We start from the raw sequence: 17338 nt of genomic DNA, 5'->3' as shown, positions 1-17338 counted from the left end.
ACCGCCGCTGCTCACGATCCGCCGGGCACAGCGCCGGTACGGTCGTCGGGTGATCTTCACCGACCTGGATCTCGACGTCCCGGTCGGTGCCCGGATGTTCCTGGGCGGCAACAACGGCTCCGGCAAGACCACGCTGCTGCGGTGCCTGTCCGGCACGCTGACCCTCAGCGCCGGACAGGCCACCGTCGGCGGCCACCCGGTCGGCTCACTGCCCGCCCGGCGCCTGACCGCTGTCTGCCTCGCCCCGGAACAGGGCCTCTACGAGCAACTGTCGGCACGGGAGAACGTGACCCTCGTGGCCCGACTCCGGCTGCCCCGGCGAGCCGTCCGCGCGGCCGTCGCCCGGGTCGAAGCCGAACTGGACCTGGCCGGCTACGCGACCGTGCCCGTGCAACGGTGCTCGGCGGGGATGCGGGCCCGGGTCAGCATCGCGCGGGCTCTCGTCGCCGAGCCCGCGCTGCTGCTGCTCGACGAGCCGGGCCGCTCCCTCGACGAGACGTCACGGCTGCTGTTGTGGCAGGCGCTCGACCGGCGGCCCGAGCTGACCTGCGTGATCGCGTCGCACCTCGCCGACGACCGCGACCGGTGCCAGTCCGCCCTGACGCTCCCGGCCCTCCGATGACGACACCGACCACGCCCGCCGTCTCGGCCGCGACCACCAGCCGACCGGTCGGTCGCCGGGCCGCCGGCGCAGGGCCGGTCGCGATGGTCCTCGCGCTGGTCCGCCGTGATCTCGGCGACCCCCGCCAGTTCCGGCTGCCGCTGCTGCTGGACCTCGCCTTCGGGGTGGTGAACCTGATCGTCTTCCTGTTCATCTCCCGGGTGCTCACCCCGTCGGCGGGCACCGACCTCGCCCGCTCGCCCAGCTACTTCGACTTCGTGGCGGTCGGCATCACCTTCCTGCTCGTCCTGCAGGCCGCCACCACACAGCTGACCGGCCGGGTGATCCGGGAACAGCGCAGCGGGACGTTGGAGGTGCTGGCCGCCCAACCCGTGCCGGTCACCGCGCTGGCCATCGGGACGGCCGGCTACCCGTTCCTGTTCGCCCTGCTGCGCTCCTGCGTCTACCTGGCCATCCTCGGCACCGTGCTCGGCCTGCACACCGACCGGGCCGACTGGTGGGGGGTCGCGGTGCTGCTGATCGCCGGCACCGCGTCGGTGCTGGGCATCGGCATCGCACTCGCGGCGTTCACCGTCGCCGTCGGGCACGGCGACGCCGCCGCCCGACTGTTCGTCGTCGGGCTCACCTTCGTGTCCGGCACGTACTTCCCGGTCTCCGAACTTCCCGGCCCCCTGCCGGAGCTCGCCGCGGTGCTGCCCAGCCGGATCGCTCTGGACGGTCTGCGCTCCGCGCTGGCCGGCGGCGACTGGGCCTGGTCGGCAGGTGCGCTGCTCGGTGCCACCGCGCTCCTGCTGCCGCTGTCGAGCTGGGCCTTCGCGGGGGCGCTGCGGGTCGCCGCCGGCCGCGGCGCCCTGAAACGCGATTGAGGTACGACATGCTCCGCCCCACACCGTTCGACCTCGCCACCGGAACGCTGCTCGGTGTCGGCCCGCCACGGCCGCGTCGGCTTGTGCCGGCCGGCGTACCGGATCCGTTGGGTGCGCTCGACGCGGCCGTGCTGGCCGGTCTGACCCGCCCACCGTGTGTGGTGAGCTTCTCCGGTGGGCTGGACTCGTCGCTGATCCTGGCGGTGGCCGTCCGGGCGGCCCGCCGGGAGGGGCTGCCGGACCCGGTCCCGGTGACCTGGCGGTTCAGCGGGGCTCCCCGGGCGGACGAGTCGGACTGGCAGCAGCGGGTGATCGGGGCGCTGGGGATCGGAGGGTCCTGGCAGATCCTGCGGGCCGATGACGACTTGGACCTGGTCGGGCCGGTGGCCCGCCGGCTGCTGCACCGCCACGGGGTGGTCCATCCGGTCAACCTGCACCTGCACCTGCCCATCGCCGAGTTGGCCACCGGCGGCTCGCTGCTCACCGGTGCGGGCGGCGACCAGATCCTGGCCGGGTGGCGTCGCCCACCGGCGACCTCGCTGCGCGGCCGGCTGTGGTGGCTGCGGCACGCCGCGCGTACCCGGCAGGGGCCGGCGGAGATGTTTCCGTGGCTGCGGGCGACCGTCGCCCGGGAGGCGCACCGCGCACAGCGCGCGGAGCAGCGCGCCGAACCGCGTCGCCTGCGACAGCGGATCGCTTGGCACACCCGGCGGCGGGACCTCCGAACGACCTGCTCGGCCCTGGCCGCGCTGGCCGCCGAGCACCGGGCGACCGCGATCCAGCCGCTGCTCGACGAGGGATTCCTGGCCGCGCTGACGCTGCGGTACGGCGACCGCCGGAACGTCGGCCGGGACCGGCTGCTGACGGAGATCGTTCAGGGTGCCCTACCGGCCGAGGTCACCGCGCCGCGCCGCAAGGCCCGCTTCCTCGAGGTGTTCTTCCGGACCCCGACCCGGGAGTTCGTCCGCTCCTGGGACGGCGTCGGCACCGACGAGGAGTTGGTGGACACGGAGGCGCTCCGGGCGCTCTGGTCGCGCTGGCCGATCCCCGGCGGCACCGCCAGCCTGGTCCAACAGCTCTGGCTGGTCGCCAACCCGCCCGACTCCGCCCGCCGGCTGGAGCGTTCCGACATCGACGTGGAGGTCACATCCTGACAGAGCAGGAGATCGTGCACCGGGTCGACCCGGACCGGGTGGCCTGGCGGGTCGCCGGTGACGAGGTGGTCGTGCTGGACACCCGCAACTCGGTCTACTTCGGGCTGGACGCCACCGGCGCGTTGCTGTGGCGACGCCTGGCGACCGGTGCCACAAGTGCCGAGCTGGTCACGGCACTCGTGGAGACGGCCCCGGTGGAACGGAAGCGGGCCCGCGCCGACGTGGCCGCGTTCCTGGCGGACCTGCGCGGGCACGGGCTGCTCGTCGAGCGGCCCTGACCGACGCCGTCGACCGGGCGGGACGACGGCGACACCGGGCGGGACGACGGCGGCGGCGGGCGGGTTGACGGCGACGCCGGGCGGGTTGACGGTGACGCCGGGCGGGACGACGGCGGCGGCGGGCGGGACGACGGGCGACGCCGGGCGGGTTGACGGTGAACCCGCGCGGGGTCAGCCGCGATCGTCGCGCCGGGCCGCGCGGACCTCGCCCAGCGCGGCGGGCAGTCGTCCGGCGTTGCGGGCCAGCCGGCCCAGGTGCGCCAGCAGCAACCCGACCGGGCCACGTCGGGCCAACGGGCTGGCGTGCCGCATCGACGCCGGTGTCGGGAACACCCGCGGGCCGAGGTGCCGCAGTCGGTCGACCACGGTGGGCAGTTCGGCGAGCTGCGCGATCGTCAGGGCAGCGGGTGAGGCGCGGTGGGCGCGCAGCCACAGCGCGGGCGTGCCCTGCCGGGGCAGGGCCAGTGTGCCGGCCAGGGTCGCGCCGGCCGGCGTCAGGCGCAGGCCGAGCGCGAACGACGGCAACGCTCCGGTCAGCGCGGCGAGGTCGGCCGCCGCTCGCCAGGTGTCGACGGGAAAGACCGCGAGCGCCCGCAGCAGGTCGACACGCGGCCGGTCGGAGCGACCCGGTGCGGCGGCGTGCAGGGCGACCAGCAGGGCGGCGCCCGCCTCGTCCGGCACGGTGACCAGGCCGCCGGCCAAACTGATCCGTTCCGCCGAGCTCCACAGCCCGGTCCACAACGCCTCCGCGTCGGTGACCCCGTGGAACCCGCGGTGCAGGTCGACGGTGAGCGCCAGCGGGCCGGGCATCCGCCAGGGACGCTCGTACCAGTGCGACCGGTGGTCGGGCCGCCCCTCCGGGAGGGCGCTGGTACAGCCGAGGTCGGCAAGCGCCCGCTGCGCGAGGTCGAAGGAGGCGGGGGCGACCAGCAGGTCGATGTCGGTGTAGACCCGGTGCCCCTCCTGGCCCAGCCGGCGGGCCAGCCCGGCCCCCTTGAGCAGGACGGCCTGCACCCCCCGGTCGGCGAGTGCGGCGGTGACGCCGACCGCGGCCGTGTCGAGACTCAGGCAGCGGACCGCCGACGGTAGGTCGTTCACCGGGTCGCTCCCACGGCCGAGGTCGCGGTGACGGCGTCGACCAGCAGTCGGTGGGTGTCGTCGAGGGCGGCCCAGTCGCGCGGACGGGTCAGCTCCCACGCCGGCAGGACGGCGAGCGACAGCAGCGCGGCCGGATCGGAGGGCAACTGCCCGAACGATCGCTGGCCGGCGAGCCGGGCCAGCAGGGCGGCGCCGGACAGCCGGGTCAGGGTGACCGTGGCCCCCCAGCGCAGGAACAACCAACCGCCCAGCCGGACGCGGGGCGCGATCGGCGGCAGCCCCACCCGCAGCTGGTCACCGGCCCGGACCGGTCGGGTGGGCAGCCCCACCCCGGGCACCGGCTGCCGCAGGTCGACACAGCGCGGGCCGGCGAAGGCGTCGACGCCGTCGACGACCAGGATGTCGTCGGTCAGGATCGGCAGGCCCCGCGCGGCCAGGGCGGCGAGCAGGCTGCTCTTGCCTGCGGTACGCGGGCCGAGCACCGCCCAGGCCCGGCCGGCGAGCACGAACGCGCCACTGTGGAACGTCTCCCGTCCGGCCCACCTGTTGACCGTCGTGGCCACCGGCGCGAGGTACGGGTGGGCCAGCACGTCCGGGGCGAGCGGTGGCCCGTAGAAGGTGGCGGTGCCCCGTAGCCGGTCCACGGCGAGGGTTCGCCCGTCGGCGAGGATCCGGGTGCCCCGCCGGTCGTCCAGGGGCACCGGTGGTGGTGGCGGTAGGTGCAGTTGGCCGACCCGTACGGTGGCCCATCCGAGGGTCGCGCCGTCGGCCGGCGGCAGCTCGGTCACCCCGTCCAGCCCGTGCACCCGCAACCCGTACACGCCTCGGCCGGGTGTCGACATGATCTCCCCGCTCATCGTCTGCTCAACGGTCCTGGACGGCGACGCGATGCGGGTGGCGCTCGTGGTGACACGCCACCCGCATCATCGACCGACGGGTGTCAGCGCAGGGTGCCCCTGTCGACTGTCACCTTCTGCGACTCCTTCAGCCGCTTGGCGTCCGCCGCGCGCTGCTTTGTCGCCTTGGCGCCCTTCGCCGACGTCGCGATCGTGGGGACCACGCCCCCGCCGATGGCGTCCACGTCGTACGCGACCCACCACGATCCGGGTGTGTCCACCGCGAAGGTCAGCGCGATGTGGATCGACGCGCCCGGCGCGAGCCCACCGAGGGCGATGGGGATCGTCAGGGTGGTGCCCAACCCGCCGCCCGGTGGACTGGTGGCGGGCGTGTCCATGGACAGGTTGCGCACCAGCAGCGTCCGGCCGTCACTGATGGTGATCGAGGCGGTCGCGTTGGCCGGGTTGACCAGCCGCAGGTTGGAGTGCACCTGCGGCGACGATCCACCGGGGTACGGCGCGCCGTTCTCCGCGCTCAGCGACGTGATCCGGATCCGCGCCTGGGTGATCGGCGCGGACGACCGGTTGGTCAGCGTCCGCCGGATCACCAGACTGTTGGGCGTGCGGACCCGGTTCGGCGCGGCCGACGCGGCCACGTTCGGGTCGAACAGCGTCGACTGCACCGCGGGGTTCTGCTGGTAGGTGCCCAGCGTGTTCTGCGGTGAGGGACTGCCGAGTGTGGACGGGACCCCGTTGATCGGCCCGATCACCGTGGCGACAAGTCGGAAGTCGGCCACGTTGTTGGCGGTGTCCTTCAGGTTGCCCCCGATCCGGAGCCGGTTCCAGGCGTAGGGGACGAACGGCGGCGAGTTGAAGGCGGGCAGCGGCGGGCCCTCGGAGAAGCCCGGTGTCGACCCGGCCCGGTCGGTGACCGTCTTCGCCGCGTCCGGTGCGACGAGCCGGAAGCCGCCCTGGCCGAGGCTGGGGACGACGAGGTCGGGTTGGATGTTGAACAGGGAGTAGTCGGCGGCCGCGATCAGGTAGCCCCGTCGGGGCGGCAGCGGCCGCGCGCTGCCCGGGATGGTGATGGACAGCCCGCCGGGCGCCTCCACCTTGAACCCGGCGATCGGCAGGTTGATCGCCGTGCCGTTCACGATCGAGACGAACTGGTCGGCGAGGCCGCTGATGCCGGACTGCGCGAACTGGTCGATGACCACCTGGCGGGGCGCGGCCGAGACCTCGATGACGACCTCGTTGGACACCGCCTCGCCGAGCGGGCCGGTCCCGTCGTACTGCGCCCGGAACTGGTTGTGCCCGAACGCCGGCACGTAGATCTGGAAGGTGGCCACGTTGAGCGACAGCGGGAAGGTGCCCAGTGGGGTCTCCACCCCGTTGGGCAGCTCGTCGATGAGTGTCACGCTGCCCTCGGCCACACCGGGGCCGACGACGACCTGGAACTGCACCGAGTTGCCGAAGTTGGTGGCGTTCGTGGACGCGGTCAGCGTGGCCACGCTCTTGGGCTGGACCAGGATTCGGATCGGCCGGTTGGCGGCGAAGCCGTTGGCGTCGGTCACCCGGACCGTGGACGGGTAGGCGCCGACAGTTGTCGGCCGGCCGGACAGCAGGCCGGTCGTCGGGTCGAGGTTGAGCCCGGGCGGCAGTGACCCGACGGGCAGCGACCAGGTGAACGGCCCGGTGCCGCCCACCACGTTGAGCTGCTCGGAGTAGGGCGCGTCGACCTCACCCAGCGGCGGCGCCGGGAAGTTCAGGATCGGCGCCTTGTTGACCACCAGGCTGATCAGCCGGGTGCCGGTCTCGCCGTCCGCGTCGACGACCCGGATCACCACCGGGTAGACCCCGGCGGTGGTCGGAACGCCCGAGATGCCGTTGGTGACGGGGTTCAGCATAAGACCGGGCGGCAGGGTGCCCGAGTCGACGCTCCACAGGTACGGCGGCACCCCGTGGGTGATGTTCAGGGTGGCGGTGTACGCGATTCCGACGGTCGCCTCGTTCGGGTGGTTGAACAGCAGCGTCGGCGAGATGTTGGCGATCACCTCGTCCGACGGGGCGGACTCGGGGCCGACGCCCTCGGCGGTGCGGGCCGCCACCGTGAACCGGTAGGCGGTGGTGGGGAACAGACCGGTGACCGTGTTGGTGGTAGCCGCCCCGAAGGTCTGGGCGGGCTGGCGCACACCGCCGACCCAGGGAGTGACGATGTAGTTGGTGATCGGTGAGCCGCCGTTGGGGCCAGGCGTCCAGCTCAGCAGGGCCGTGGCGGTGTCGGCGGTGACCGCGATGATTGTCGGCGCGCCGGGCAGCGCCATGATCTTGGCAGCCGTGGAGGGCTTGCTGGCCGGGCCGACGCCCTCGGCGTTCTTCGCGGCGACCGTGAAGGTGTAGGTGGCCCTGGCGGTCAGACCCTCGATCTTCTGGGTGGTCTTCGACTCGTCGAAGGTGACAGTCTTCGCCTTCTTGCCGTTGCGGTACGCGGTGACCAGGTAGCCGGTGAGGGCCGAGCCGCGGTCAGCCGGCGCCTTCCAGTTCACCGTGGCCGTGCCGGCACGCCAGGACGCGGTGGGCCGGGCCGGCGCGGCCGGTGGCTGGGCCGGAGCAGCCAGCTCGGCGATTCGCTGCGGGGCGACGGCGGGCGCCGCGATCGGCGCGGACGCGGGTGTGGGGGTGCGACTCGGGGCGCGGGCCGAGGCCGCCGTGGGTGCGACGAGCAGGCTGACGAACAGCGCCAGGATTGCGGCGCAGGCCGTGACGGCCCGTGGACGGGCACGGAGCACTGGGGACATGGATGTTTTCTCCCTCTCCCGGGGATGAGGGCCACCGCGGGCGGGAGGAGGAGACAGGCGACCGGCTGCTGGTCCTCGGCGGCCACGCGCCTGCTACCCCCCGGCCGCAGGGCGACTGGCGGAATTCGACCGTCACGCACGGAATGCCTTTCACGTGTTGAGTGACGGATCTCTATCCACTCCTACCAGTTTTCCCAGGTCAGGCCATTTTCGGGCGGGGAAAGTGTCCAGCCACGGGCGGAGGCTGTCCGAATTCCGACTGCCGTCGCGTCCTTTTGCGGCGGACGCGACGGCAGCGTCGCGGTCAGTCCCGGCGCACCGCGAGCTGAAGCTCGGTGACGCCCTGCTCCGGCTGGTCGGGGCAGTAGTCCAGGTACACCTCGCGGGCGAAGCCGTCGGCGCGGTAGCCGTTGTCGTCGATCCAGCGGGCGAGCACCTGCATGCTCTGCTCGACGTCGTCCATCGCGCCATGATGGACGATCGTCGCGGCGGCGCCCAGCGCGGGCAGGTCGCGTACCTCGACGTCGGCAACGCTCGACGCGCCGCTGGCGACGGTCACCCCGGCGTGCACCAGCACGGCGTCGCCGTCGCCCGGCGCGGCCGGCTCGTACCAGGCGATCGTCGGTCCCGTCGGGGTGATCCCGGCGTCGGCCAGCCGGCGGAACAGCTCCGGGTAGAGCGGTTGGATCACCGGGCCGATGTCCTGGCTCTGGTAACTCGGCGCGACGGCGCTCAGCTCCGCGACACGGACCGGTGCGACCTCCTTCAGGACGACGTCCTGCGTACTCATCGTGCCCTCCGACTCGATCATCCGGAGCCTCGCCTCGACCGCGGCCAGCCGGGCGGCGTCCGCGGCCAGTTGCTCTTCCAACTGGGTACGGCGCAGCCGCAGCATGCCGCGCAGCTCGACCACGTCGACGGCGTCGTCGACGATGACCCGCACCTGCTCCAGGGTGAGGCCCAGCTCCTTCAGGGCGATCACCCGGTTGAGCCGGCGCAGCTGGTCCGCGCGGTAGAACCGGTAGCCGGTGTGGGCGTCGACGGCGGCCGGACGCAGCAGCCCGATGCTGTCGTAGTGGCGCAGCATCCGCACCGACACCCGGCCCAGTCGGGCGAAGTCTCCGATGGTGAACATGGTCCCCTCACGCTCGTCCCTGACACGGTGTCAGAGTCAAGCGTGGGGTCAACCGACCGACGAGCGGCGGGCCGGGCGCGGGCCGACCAACCGGCGGACCATCGGCGCGGCGTTCCACGTGGCGGCGCCGACCAGGTCACGGGCGTGCTCCAGGACCGTGTAGTCGGGCCGGTCGAGCCCGTCGGCGATGGCCCGGTCGAGGTCGTTGCCACACCGGCTCAGCACGGTGTCGAAGTCGCGGCGCACCGGCTCCTGCAGGTCGTAGCCGAAGGAGCGGTGCAGCCGGGCGAAGAGCGGCTTGTAGAGCCGGACCCGCTCGTGCAACCCCGACGAGTACGACATCGGGTTCTTCGGCCGCCGCAGGATGTAGTCGGGCAGCACGTCGGCGAACGCCCGCCGGACGATCCACTTCTCCTGCCCGTCGCGCAGCTTCAGGTGCAGCGGCAGTCGCATCGCCAGCTCCACCACGCTCAGGTCGAGAAACGGCACCCGGGCCTCCACCCCGTACGCCATGGCGGCCCGGTCGACCCGCTGCAACTCGGTGCGGCACAGGTTGCGGATCCGGTGCAGGAACAGCCGGCGGGCCGCGGCCGGGCCGACCTGGTGGTACATCGGGTACCCACCGAACAGCTCGTCGGAGCCGTCACCGGTCAGCACCACCTTGATGCCCAGGTCACGCAGGCGCCGGAAGATGGGGACCGACACGACGGCGTTGATGATGTCGCCGTACTCGGTCAACTCGGAGATGCGGATCGCCTCGCGCACGTCGGCGAGCCGGATGTCGCGCGGGCGCAGCTCGACCACGACGTGCGGCACGTCGAGGTCGGCGGCGAGCCGCCGGGCGTACGCGACGTCGGGGCTGTCCGCGACACCGACCGTCACCGCGACGCAGTCCGGGTGGATGTCGCGCACCTGCCGCAGCATCAGCGAGCTGTCCAGCCCGCCGGAGAGCACCACCCCGACGGTCAGGTCGGTCTCCACCCGCATCCGGATGGCGTCGCTCAGCGCGGCACGGACGAGCAGGGCGGCCTCCTCCGGGTCGTCGATGATCGGCAGGCCCGCGCCGATGGTGAGCAGGTCGACGTACGGGTTCAGGCGGACGTGCCCGTCCGCCTCGACCCAGCCGTGGTGCCCGGGCGGTACCTCGACGATCGGGGCGCCGTGCCCGACGAGCGCCTTGACCTCGGAGGCGAGGTGCAGGCAGCCGGGCCGACGGGACCAGTACAGCGGTTTGACCCCGAGTGGGTCGCGGGCCAGGTAGGCCCGGCCGGTGCTGCGCTCCACGGCCGCGAACGCGTACTCGCCGCGCAGTCGGGTCACCGCCGCCTCGCCCCACTGCTGGAACGCGGCGAGCAGCACCTCGGTGTCGCTCTCGGTGCGGAACGCCTGACCCAGGCGGGTCAGTTGGGCGCGCAGCTCCCGGTAGTTGAAGATCTCGCCGTTGAAGCAGAGCAGCCAGCGCTCGTCGGTCGAGGTCCACGGTTGCACCGCCCGGTCCCGGTCGACGACGCGCAGGCGGCGGGTGCCGGCGAGCAGCCCGCGCTCCGACCGGGTTTCGGTGACCTCACCCCGGGGGGCCAGGACGGCGAGCATTCGCCGGAAGGTCGCCGGGTCGGCCTCCGGGCCGATGCTCAACGCGATGCCGCACATGGGCTCAGACCCCCATCTCGGCCTCGTACGCGCGGCGGAGGCGACGCCGGGCGGCGGGCGCGAGGCACAGGTGCCACGCCTGCCCCTCGTCGATCACGCTGATCTCACCGGCCTCCTGCCGACCCAGCAGCAGATCCGCCAGCGCCTGGCGCGCGCCGAACCGTTCGAACCAGCTCAGCTCGACATCGACGGAGTAGCCGAGGCAGTGCCCGCTGGGCAGCATCGCGGCGTAACCCAGCCGGCGCAGCCGGTACTGGTGTTCGGCACTGCGGACCAGGCTGGTCACCCACAGCGGCGGGGTGTTCGGCGGTGCGGTGGCGGCGAACTCCCGCGCGAGGTCGTTGAGCAGCGCCACCACCTCCCGGCGGGCGCGACGGAACAGCAGGCCGGCGGTCTGCGGGGCGGCGTCCGGTCGCAGTCGACGTCGCAGCCCGCGGGCGGCGCGGCCCAGCAGGGTCGCGGGCTGCTCCTGGTAGCGGAACCCCAGCAGGTCGCGGCGGCGCAGCCACTCCAGGTCGACCAGCTCGGCGCTGCCGTTGACCTGGTCGTCGGTGACGAACGTCGGGGCGTCCTGCCACCAGAACACGTCGATGCGGGAGAGCAGGTAGACCCGCACCAGCGCGCCGAGGTCACGCGCCGAGGTGCGCTCGTTGGGCTGGTAGCGGGCCATCTCCAGCAGCAGCGTCTCGCGCGCCCCGAGCAGCCCCTGGGGGGTGGCGTCGAGGACGGCGGCGAGCGCCGGCTCCCGCAACCGTTCGTCGACGAGCACCTGGCGGGCCCGGGTGCTCGCCGCGTCGGCCAGGGCGCCCACCTCGATCAGCAGTTCGGCGACGGCGGCCCGGTAGGCGGCCAGGTCGGGCTCGGCGGCCGACCGGCGGCGCGCGGTGATGCCGGAGGGCCGGCGGCGGGGCGGCGCGGTGGGTGAGACGGGCGAACCAGGTTGCTGTCCCGGACTACGGCTGGGCACTCGCATGACGGGGTCCCTTCTCCGCTCATGGCACTGGGTGGATCGCCCTGAAAACCACCGTAATCAGTCGGACCGGGATGGATCGAACAATCCTCCGATTCACCCCTAACGAAGCTGGAACTCGCGCTCACGGCTACACCGAACGACGGAAGGCGCAGTACCAGCGAGTGATCAGACGCTGACAGATTGCCGCCATACTTCATCAATGGCTGACGACATCGCACCGGCACGATGGGCGGGGGAGGCTTCCACCTCGATGACGGCGAACGACCCGGTCGGCGAGGTGAATCCCTTCGCGACGACCGCACTGCGGACCGCTCTGGTGATCGTCGCGCACCCGGACGACGAGGCTCTGCTCTGCGGCGGCACCATCGCCCGGATGACCCAGGCCGGGATGGACGTCCACGTCGCCTCCCTGTCGCCCGGGAGTCAGGGCCGGGACAAGGCGTTCGACGCCTGCTGCGAGATCCTCGGGGCAACCGGCGAGGTGGGCGACCTGGCCTCCAACGACCTGCGTACCGGCGGGGACCTGGTCACCATCACGGACGCGTTGATTGATGCCCGCCGCCCGGACGTGGTGATCACCCACGGTCCCGGCGCCGGGCAGAACCAGGACCACAACGCGATCTGCCACGCCGTGCGGATCACCGTCAGCCGCAGCCGTCACCCCACGATGCTCCTCCTCGGCCACCCGACCTTCGCCACGACCGACTTCCGCCCGACCTTCTTCGTGGACGTCACGAACGTCTGGTGCGCCAAGATGAAGGCCCTCGCCGCGTACCGGCAGATCCTCGATCGGGACTACATGACGGAGGAGTACCTGCGGGTCAAGAGTCGGTGGTGGGCACAGGTGGCTGGCCGCGACCGCGGGCTGTGCGAGGCCTTCGAGGTCGGCCTGTGGCGTCCCGCGCCGGCCTAGCTCCGGTCCCGCCGGCCGGGTGCCAGGCCCTGCACCTCGGCGTACGACGGCAGCCCCGACGGGCTGACCGGCCCGCCGGCGCGGGCCGCGTCGGCGGCGGCGACGGCCGCAGCGAGCGCGGCCCGGAACAGCAGGGAGCCGGTGCTGACCCGGGCGACGCCGGCCCCGCCCAGCTCGTCCAGGGACGGCCCGCCCGGCTGGTACAGCGCGTTCAGCGGAACGTCGATCCGCTCGCTGAGCACTTGCAGCGTCCCCAGGTCGACGATGCCGGGCACGAAGATCCCGTCCGCCCCGGCGGCCCGGTAGGCACGGGCGCGGGCCAGGGTCTGCGGCAACGGGTCCGGCACCCCGAGCCACCACGTGTCGACGCGGGCGTTGACGAACAGGTCCGGCACCGCCGCCTTCACGGCCGCGACCTTCTCGGCGACGCCCGCCGGATCGGCAAGCGTGCCGTCGGCACACCCGTCCTCCAGGTTGATCCCGACCACGCCCAGCCCGGCCAGCTCCGCCACGTACCCGGCGACCGCCGCCGGGTCGTCGTCGAACCCGGCCTCGACGTCGACGCTGAGCAGCACCGGCAGGCGGGCCAGCCGGCGGGTCATGGCCAGGGTCTCCCCCGCGGTGGCCGCGGCACCGTCGGGCCGCCCGGCGGCCGCGGCGACCCCGAGGCTGGTGGTGCCGATCGCCAGGTGCCCGCGCGCCGCGAGGGCCGCCGCCGACGCGTGGTCCCAGGCGTTCGGCAGCAGCAGCGGCCGGCCGCCGTGATGCAGGGCGCGGAACTCCGCACGCCGATCGGTCATCGGACGCTCACCTCCAGGGTCGTCGCCACCGCCAGGGTCGGGTGCGGCTCGTGGCACAGCGGGACGCGGGTGCGCTGACAGCGTTCGCGCAGCACGTCGAGCACCCCGGTGGCGAGGGCCAGGGCATGCCGGTCGCCGGGACAGCCGCGCTCCCCCGCCCCGAAGGTCAGCAGACCAGCGCCGGGACGCCCCGGCCGGAACGCCGCCGGCTCCGCGAACACCGCCGGGTCACGATTCGCCGCGTCGAAGCGCAGAAGCACCGGGCTTTCCGCCGGCAGTTCCCGCCCGCCCAGTCGCACCGCGCTCGCGGTGACGCGCCGGGTCGCCCGTACCGGCGGGTCGAGTCGCAACACCTCGGCCAGCAACTCCGCCGTCCGCACCGCGCCGGCACCGTCGCCGCCCGGCCGGGGCAGCAGGTGCTGGGCGGCGGCGCCGATCAGACCGGCGGTCGCGTCGCACGCCTGGACCAGCAGGCCGATCACGTTCGCGCGTACCTCCGGCGCCGCCGGCGGCACCACCGCCAGCAGCGTCGCGACCGCCCGGTCGGCCCGCCGGAGCAGTGCCACGTCAACCCCCGGATGGTACGCCGCCGCGACGACCGCGACCGCCGTCCCGGCGGCTGCCGGATCGGCGAGACCGAGTCGCCCGGCCAGCACCCGCAACGGCACCGACCGGGCCAGTTCACGCATGACGTCGAGGCGGTCACCGGCGCGGTCCAGGACGACGCCGGTCAGCCGGGCCGCCTCCTGCCGCAGCTCGTCCGGGTCCAGCGCGTCCAGCGCGGCGACCACGATCGAACGGCGCTCGGCGTGCCGTCGCGGCGAGCTGAACCTGCTCACCGAGGCGCGCAGCCAGGCGAGCGTGCCGGGTGGGCCGCTCTCGACCGCCGGAACCCGGAAGGCCGGGTCGGTCAGCGCCGCCCGTACGTCGGCGTGCCGCGTCACCCACCAGCCGCGCTCCGGTGCGAACGAGGGCGGGCCACACGTCGGCGTTCCGGCGGCGGGTGCGATGTCGGGCCAGGTGTCAGTCACCGCCCGACGGTAGAACCCGGACCCTTCGGCCCTCGCCGAACGATCCCGCCCGGCCCGCGTGCCCGGCGGGTCAGGCGCGACCGCTGCCGGGCACCGGGGGCGGGCTGGGCGCGAGGGTCGACGCGGGGACGGCGAGGGTCTCGGCGAGCGCGCTGCGGCCGGTCGGGGTGAGTCGGACCGCGCGACCGGTGCCCGAGGTGATCCAGCCCAGGTCGCTGAATCGGCCGCGCAACGCCGCGCCGAGCGCTCCGGCCAGGTGCGGGCGGCGCTCGGTCCAGTCCAGACAGTCGCGGACCACCGGGCGTCGAGCGGTACGCAGGGCATCCACCGGTACGCCCAACCCGGCCGCCCACGCCCAGCCTGCGGCGGTCACCGTCAGGCCGCTGGAGCGGTCCAGTCGTCCGTCGGCCACCAACGCGTCGTACATCAGCACACCGACCCGTCCGGCCAGGTGGTCGTAGCAGGTCCGGGCGTACGCCAGGGCGGTGCTGGTGGTGGACGCGCGCAACGACCCGGCGGGCGCCGGTGGGGCCGGAGCGTGCCCGGCCAGATCCTCGATCAGCTGGGCCACCGAGGGCCCGGCCAGCCGCAGGTAGCGGTGCCGGCCCTGCCGTTCCTCGACCAGCAGGCCGCCGTGGACCAGTCGGGTGAGGTGGTCGCTGGCTGTCGACGGCGCGACACCGGCTCGTCGGGCCAGCTCGCCGGCCGTCCAGGCCCGACCGTCGAGCAACGCCACACAGATGCCGGCCCGGGTGCCGTCGGCCAGCAGAGCCGCCAACTCGGCCATTCCGCGGCCCTCGGTGCCACCACTCATGCCGCCATCATCGCCCCGACGAGCGGCGCACCGACCACCCGGGTCCGAGGCAGTCCGCCCGGGATGGTCGGACAAACTGTCGCGCTTGCCTGCCGCTCTACTCTGAAGGGGCCACGACGCCACTTCGGCAAGTCGGGGCCCTAGCGCCCGCAGCCTGGGCGGATGGAAGCAGCCGCATGAACTGGACGACGTTCAGAAGCGCCCGCACCCCTCGCCGACTCCGCGCCGTGGCCGACCTGCGCTTTCCGGCCAGCGCGCGCGAGCATCTCCGGAACCGGTACCCCCATCTCAGCGACGACGACATCGCCGTCGTCGAATCCGCGACCCGGCAGTGGTTCCGGCTCGCCGTCCGCCAGGGCGGTGTGAAGCTGGCGATGCCGTCGGTGGTCGCGGGCGACCTGTGGCAGGCGCTGACGCTGCACACGCAGGACTACGCCACCTTCTGCGACGCGGCGTTCGGGCGACCTCTGAAGCACCAGCCGAGGTTCCCGGCGAGCGGTGGCCCGACCGACGCAGATCACCGCGCCCTGCTGCTCGCCACGCTGCACCAGGCACGCCGCGACGAGGGAGGTGACCCGGCCAGCCTTCCCCTGCTGTTCCGGGTCGACCACGAGCTTCGCATCCCGGGCGGCAGTCGCTACCTGGCCGACTGCGGAGGCCGAGGTGAATGCTTCCCCGTTTCCGAACGGGTCTGCCTGCAACACCTCGGTGGGCTCGGCAAGCGACCAAAGCCACGCGGCATCCGTGGCGATCTGCCCTTCCTCGACGGCCGCCACGGCTACGCCGGCGGTTCCGGTGGCGTGGGTGGCGGCGAATTCGACGGCGGGAGCGGCGACGGCGGGGGTAGCAACTGAGCCCGGCCAGCTGCCGAGCCCGCTCGCCGATGGTTGCCCGCCAGGTCGATGTGCTGTCGAGGGGTATACCTCAGAGTCATATTCATGACTGTGAGGTATACCGTTCACCACCGCATCCACCCCCGTGGAGGTGACCGACGGTCACCACCGGCCGTCGACTGCGCCCACCGCCCCGGCCCGCCCCAGCGACAGCCGGCCGCAGAAGCAGCACTGCTCAGGGGCACCCGAGTCGCGCACCTGAACCTCGTGGGAACCGATATCCCGCACCCGGAACCCCCGCCCCGACGATTGGGCGCTGACCCTAGCGGAGCCGGGTCAGCGGCGTCACCGTCCGGTCCGATCCGTCGTAGCTGCGGGCGGCGTCGAAGTCCCCCGTCGGGCGCTGCCCGCCCGCGACGCCCCGGGCCGCCCGCAGGTCCGCGTCGCGGAACCGCAGGGCCAGGCTCAGGTGCGGCACCCACGCCCCCGGGGCGTGCCACGGGCGGTGCCCGTCGGCCTCGACGAGGACGTCCCAGACGGCGGCGTGCAGCCTGGTCAACGCCGGCGTCGGCCGGACGAGCCAGACCAGCGGGGCGCTGCCGTCGAGGACGACGACGCGGTCGAGCGCGACCGGCACCGGCAGCGCGGCGTCGAACACCTCGGCCAGGCGGTACTCGACCCCGGGCGGAAAGTCGTCGACGGCGGCGAGAGTCAGGTGCGGCCGGTTGGTCGGATGGATGTTGCGAGCCAGGCTGGGCAACCCGGCGGCCGCCAACCGCTGCCAGACCGCCCGGACCGCGACCTCCAGGCCAGGCGAGCAGACAAGTTCCACCGTACGCACGCGCCCACGCTAGCCCGACCGTTCGCTCAGGCGAAGAAGATCTCGTCGGGAACCGCCGTGTCTCCACGCTCCCCCAACAGCGGGGACGGGTAAGCCGGCGAGATACCGACCTCGGCCCAGTAGACCCGGCCGGCCACGACATAGTCCGTGGCCCGGTCGCGATCGAGGAGGAACATCGTCAAGTGCGGCCAGCGCATCCCGAGGCGTTCCTCCTCGGCGGCCTTCTGCTCGGCGGGCGCCACCCGGAGTGCGAACCGGCGGCACACGTCCGGAACGCAGATCCGCGAGACGTCGTGGAACACCAGGTCCAGCACCCGGAGGTCGTCGTCGCCCTCCTGGTCGCCGATGATGCCCCGCAGGTGCAGCTTGCTGTGACCGACGTCCAACGACCACGGCTTGACCACTCCCTCGATCCGCAGGGGCAGATCTCCGTGGACGATCCGGGGCCCGCCGAACTGTCGCCGCCAGTCCGCGACGTTCACCGCGTGCCTTCACCCTCTCGTCACTCGTCCAACTGTCGCCGCACGGACCTGCCCGCCCGCCTCGCGCGGCGGGGCAGCCAGAGCCCGCCGACAACCAGCACCACGATCACAAGGAGGAGCAGCCAGCGCATCTCGGCCTCCGATTCAGGGCTCCCAGGACACCTCGGATGTCACTCCTGATTGCCCGGTCACCGGCCACCCCCAAACCAGCACG

At 73.4% G+C, this 17338-nt stretch carries 17 protein-coding genes; 6 read left to right on the top strand and 11 right to left on the bottom strand.

The features are described 5' to 3' along the window. Nucleotides 1–49 precede the first annotated feature (49 nt). Genes AB0C25_RS30725 through AB0C25_RS30710 form a run of 4 tightly spaced genes read left to right on the top strand, consistent with a single transcriptional unit; the run spans nt 50 to nt 2920 of the window. Nucleotides 50–622 (top strand): ATP-binding cassette domain-containing protein, encoded by a 573-nt coding sequence (locus tag AB0C25_RS30725; protein WP_357377755.1) that lies wholly within the window; start codon nt 50–52, stop codon nt 620–622. Further along, nucleotides 619–1488 (top strand): ABC transporter permease, encoded by an 870-nt coding sequence (locus AB0C25_RS30720; protein ID WP_357377753.1) that lies wholly within the window; start codon nt 619–621, stop codon nt 1486–1488. Before AB0C25_RS30725 ends, AB0C25_RS30720 begins: the two co-directional genes overlap by 4 nt. An 8-nt stretch (nt 1489–1496) precedes the next feature. Beyond that, nucleotides 1497–2642: an asparagine synthase C-terminal domain-containing protein gene (locus AB0C25_RS30715; protein ID WP_357377751.1), complete on the top strand. Its 1146-nt coding sequence runs from the start codon at nt 1497–1499 to the stop codon at nt 2640–2642. A 14-nt stretch (nt 2643–2656) separates the two neighbouring features. Then, nucleotides 2657–2920: a PqqD family protein gene (locus AB0C25_RS30710; protein ID WP_357377749.1), complete on the top strand. Its 264-nt coding sequence runs from the start codon at nt 2657–2659 to the stop codon at nt 2918–2920. A gap of 171 nt (nt 2921–3091) precedes the next feature. Here AB0C25_RS30710 and AB0C25_RS30705 read toward each other — a convergent pair whose 3' ends face one another. The 6 genes from AB0C25_RS30705 to AB0C25_RS30680 all read right to left on the bottom strand — a co-directional run bounded on the left by AB0C25_RS30705 (nt 3092) and on the right by AB0C25_RS30680 (nt 11410). Further along, nucleotides 3092–4018 (bottom strand): nucleotidyltransferase family protein, encoded by a 927-nt coding sequence (locus AB0C25_RS30705; RefSeq protein ID WP_357377747.1) that lies wholly within the window; start codon nt 4016–4018, stop codon nt 3092–3094. Beyond that, nucleotides 4015–4875 carry a hypothetical protein gene (locus tag AB0C25_RS30700; RefSeq protein WP_357377745.1) on the bottom strand — a complete coding sequence of 287 codons (861 nt, stop codon included), beginning with the start codon at nt 4873–4875 and terminating at the stop codon, nt 4015–4017. The genes AB0C25_RS30705 and AB0C25_RS30700 overlap by 4 nt, the downstream gene beginning before the upstream one ends. Before the next feature lie 83 nt (nt 4876–4958). Beyond that, nucleotides 4959–7652 (bottom strand): fibronectin type III domain-containing protein, encoded by a 2694-nt coding sequence (locus tag AB0C25_RS30695; RefSeq protein ID WP_357377743.1) that lies wholly within the window; start codon nt 7650–7652, stop codon nt 4959–4961. A gap of 304 nt (nt 7653–7956) precedes the next feature. Continuing rightward, nucleotides 7957–8787: a MerR family transcriptional regulator gene (locus tag AB0C25_RS30690; RefSeq protein WP_357377741.1), complete on the bottom strand. Its 831-nt coding sequence runs from the start codon at nt 8785–8787 to the stop codon at nt 7957–7959. A gap of 48 nt (nt 8788–8835) precedes the next feature. Next, nucleotides 8836–10437, bottom strand: coding sequence for an asparagine synthase-related protein (locus tag AB0C25_RS30685; RefSeq protein WP_357377739.1), 1602 nt, complete (start codon nt 10435–10437; stop codon nt 8836–8838). Nucleotides 10438–10441: 4 nt separating this feature from the next. Then, nucleotides 10442–11410 carry a DUF5715 family protein gene (locus AB0C25_RS30680; protein ID WP_357377737.1) on the bottom strand — a complete coding sequence of 323 codons (969 nt, stop codon included), beginning with the start codon at nt 11408–11410 and terminating at the stop codon, nt 10442–10444. A gap of 199 nt (nt 11411–11609) precedes the next feature. Here AB0C25_RS30680 and AB0C25_RS30675 point away from each other — a divergent pair, with 199 nt between their 5' ends. After that, on the top strand, nt 11610–12323 hold the full coding sequence (locus tag AB0C25_RS30675) for a PIG-L family deacetylase (protein ID WP_357377735.1): 714 nt from the start codon (nt 11610–11612) through the stop codon (nt 12321–12323). Here the strand turns inward: AB0C25_RS30675 and AB0C25_RS30670 are convergent. The 3 genes from AB0C25_RS30670 to AB0C25_RS30660 all read right to left on the bottom strand — a co-directional run bounded on the left by AB0C25_RS30670 (nt 12320) and on the right by AB0C25_RS30660 (nt 14968). Continuing rightward, on the bottom strand, nt 12320–13123 hold the full coding sequence (locus tag AB0C25_RS30670; protein WP_357377733.1) for an isocitrate lyase/phosphoenolpyruvate mutase family protein: 804 nt from the start codon (nt 13121–13123) through the stop codon (nt 12320–12322). The genes AB0C25_RS30675 and AB0C25_RS30670 overlap by 4 nt on opposite strands. Continuing rightward, nucleotides 13120–14154 (bottom strand): cytochrome P450, encoded by a 1035-nt coding sequence (locus tag AB0C25_RS30665; RefSeq protein ID WP_357377731.1) that lies wholly within the window; start codon nt 14152–14154, stop codon nt 13120–13122. Before AB0C25_RS30665 ends, AB0C25_RS30670 begins: the two co-directional genes overlap by 4 nt. A 70-nt stretch (nt 14155–14224) precedes the next feature. Beyond that, the gene (locus tag AB0C25_RS30660) at nt 14225–14968 is read right to left on the bottom strand and encodes a winged helix-turn-helix domain-containing protein (RefSeq protein WP_357377729.1); all 744 of its coding nucleotides are present in this window, start codon (nt 14966–14968) and stop codon (nt 14225–14227) included. A 176-nt stretch (nt 14969–15144) separates the two neighbouring features. Between AB0C25_RS30660 and AB0C25_RS30655 the strand changes: the two genes are divergently transcribed. Then, nucleotides 15145–15822 (top strand): hypothetical protein, encoded by a 678-nt coding sequence (locus tag AB0C25_RS30655; protein ID WP_357377727.1) that lies wholly within the window; start codon nt 15145–15147, stop codon nt 15820–15822. 301 nt (nt 15823–16123) lie between these two features. On the opposite strand, the gene AB0C25_RS30650 is transcribed toward AB0C25_RS30655, so the two are convergent. Together AB0C25_RS30650 and AB0C25_RS30645 are read right to left on the bottom strand one after the other, a co-directional pair. Further along, a complete protein-coding gene (locus AB0C25_RS30650) occupies nt 16124–16642 on the bottom strand; it encodes a 2'-5' RNA ligase family protein (protein ID WP_357377725.1) in 519 nt (172 codons plus the stop codon). Nucleotides 16643–16668: 26 nt separating this feature from the next. Then, complete coding sequence (locus tag AB0C25_RS30645; RefSeq protein WP_357377723.1) at nt 16669–17124, bottom strand: hypothetical protein; 456 nt, start codon at nt 17122–17124, stop codon at nt 16669–16671. Between the last annotated feature and the right edge of the window lie 214 nt (nt 17125–17338).

This window comes from Micromonospora sp. NPDC048839 (assembly GCF_040649915.1).
Taxonomy (GTDB): Bacteria; Actinomycetota; Actinomycetes; order Mycobacteriales; family Micromonosporaceae; genus Micromonospora.
Note: the sequence above shows the minus strand (reverse complement) of the source record. Positions and strands in the feature narration are given on the sequence as shown.

Excerpts from the sequence above, each read along its gene's own strand:
- AB0C25_RS30670 (WP_357377733.1), bottom strand. The coding sequence starts at position 13,123 with ATGACCGATCGGCGTGCGGAGTTCCGCGCCCTGCATCACGGCGGCCGG.
- AB0C25_RS30695 (WP_357377743.1), bottom strand. The coding sequence starts at position 7,652 with ATGTCCCCAGTGCTCCGTGCCCGTCCACGGGCCGTCACGGCCTGCGCC.
- AB0C25_RS30700 (WP_357377745.1), bottom strand. The coding sequence starts at position 4,875 with ATGAGCGGGGAGATCATGTCGACACCCGGCCGAGGCGTGTACGGGTTG.
- AB0C25_RS30720 (WP_357377753.1), top strand. The coding sequence starts at position 619 with ATGACGACACCGACCACGCCCGCCGTCTCGGCCGCGACCACCAGCCGA.
- AB0C25_RS30690 (WP_357377741.1), bottom strand. The coding sequence starts at position 8,787 with ATGTTCACCATCGGAGACTTCGCCCGACTGGGCCGGGTGTCGGTGCGG.
- AB0C25_RS30655 (WP_357377727.1), top strand. The coding sequence starts at position 15,145 with ATGAACTGGACGACGTTCAGAAGCGCCCGCACCCCTCGCCGACTCCGC.
- AB0C25_RS30660 (WP_357377729.1), bottom strand. The coding sequence starts at position 14,968 with ATGAGTGGTGGCACCGAGGGCCGCGGAATGGCCGAGTTGGCGGCTCTG.
- AB0C25_RS30715 (WP_357377751.1), top strand. The coding sequence starts at position 1,497 with ATGCTCCGCCCCACACCGTTCGACCTCGCCACCGGAACGCTGCTCGGT.
- AB0C25_RS30685 (WP_357377739.1), bottom strand. The coding sequence starts at position 10,437 with ATGTGCGGCATCGCGTTGAGCATCGGCCCGGAGGCCGACCCGGCGACC.
- AB0C25_RS30675 (WP_357377735.1), top strand. The coding sequence starts at position 11,610 with ATGGCTGACGACATCGCACCGGCACGATGGGCGGGGGAGGCTTCCACC.
- AB0C25_RS30680 (WP_357377737.1), bottom strand. The coding sequence starts at position 11,410 with ATGCGAGTGCCCAGCCGTAGTCCGGGACAGCAACCTGGTTCGCCCGTC.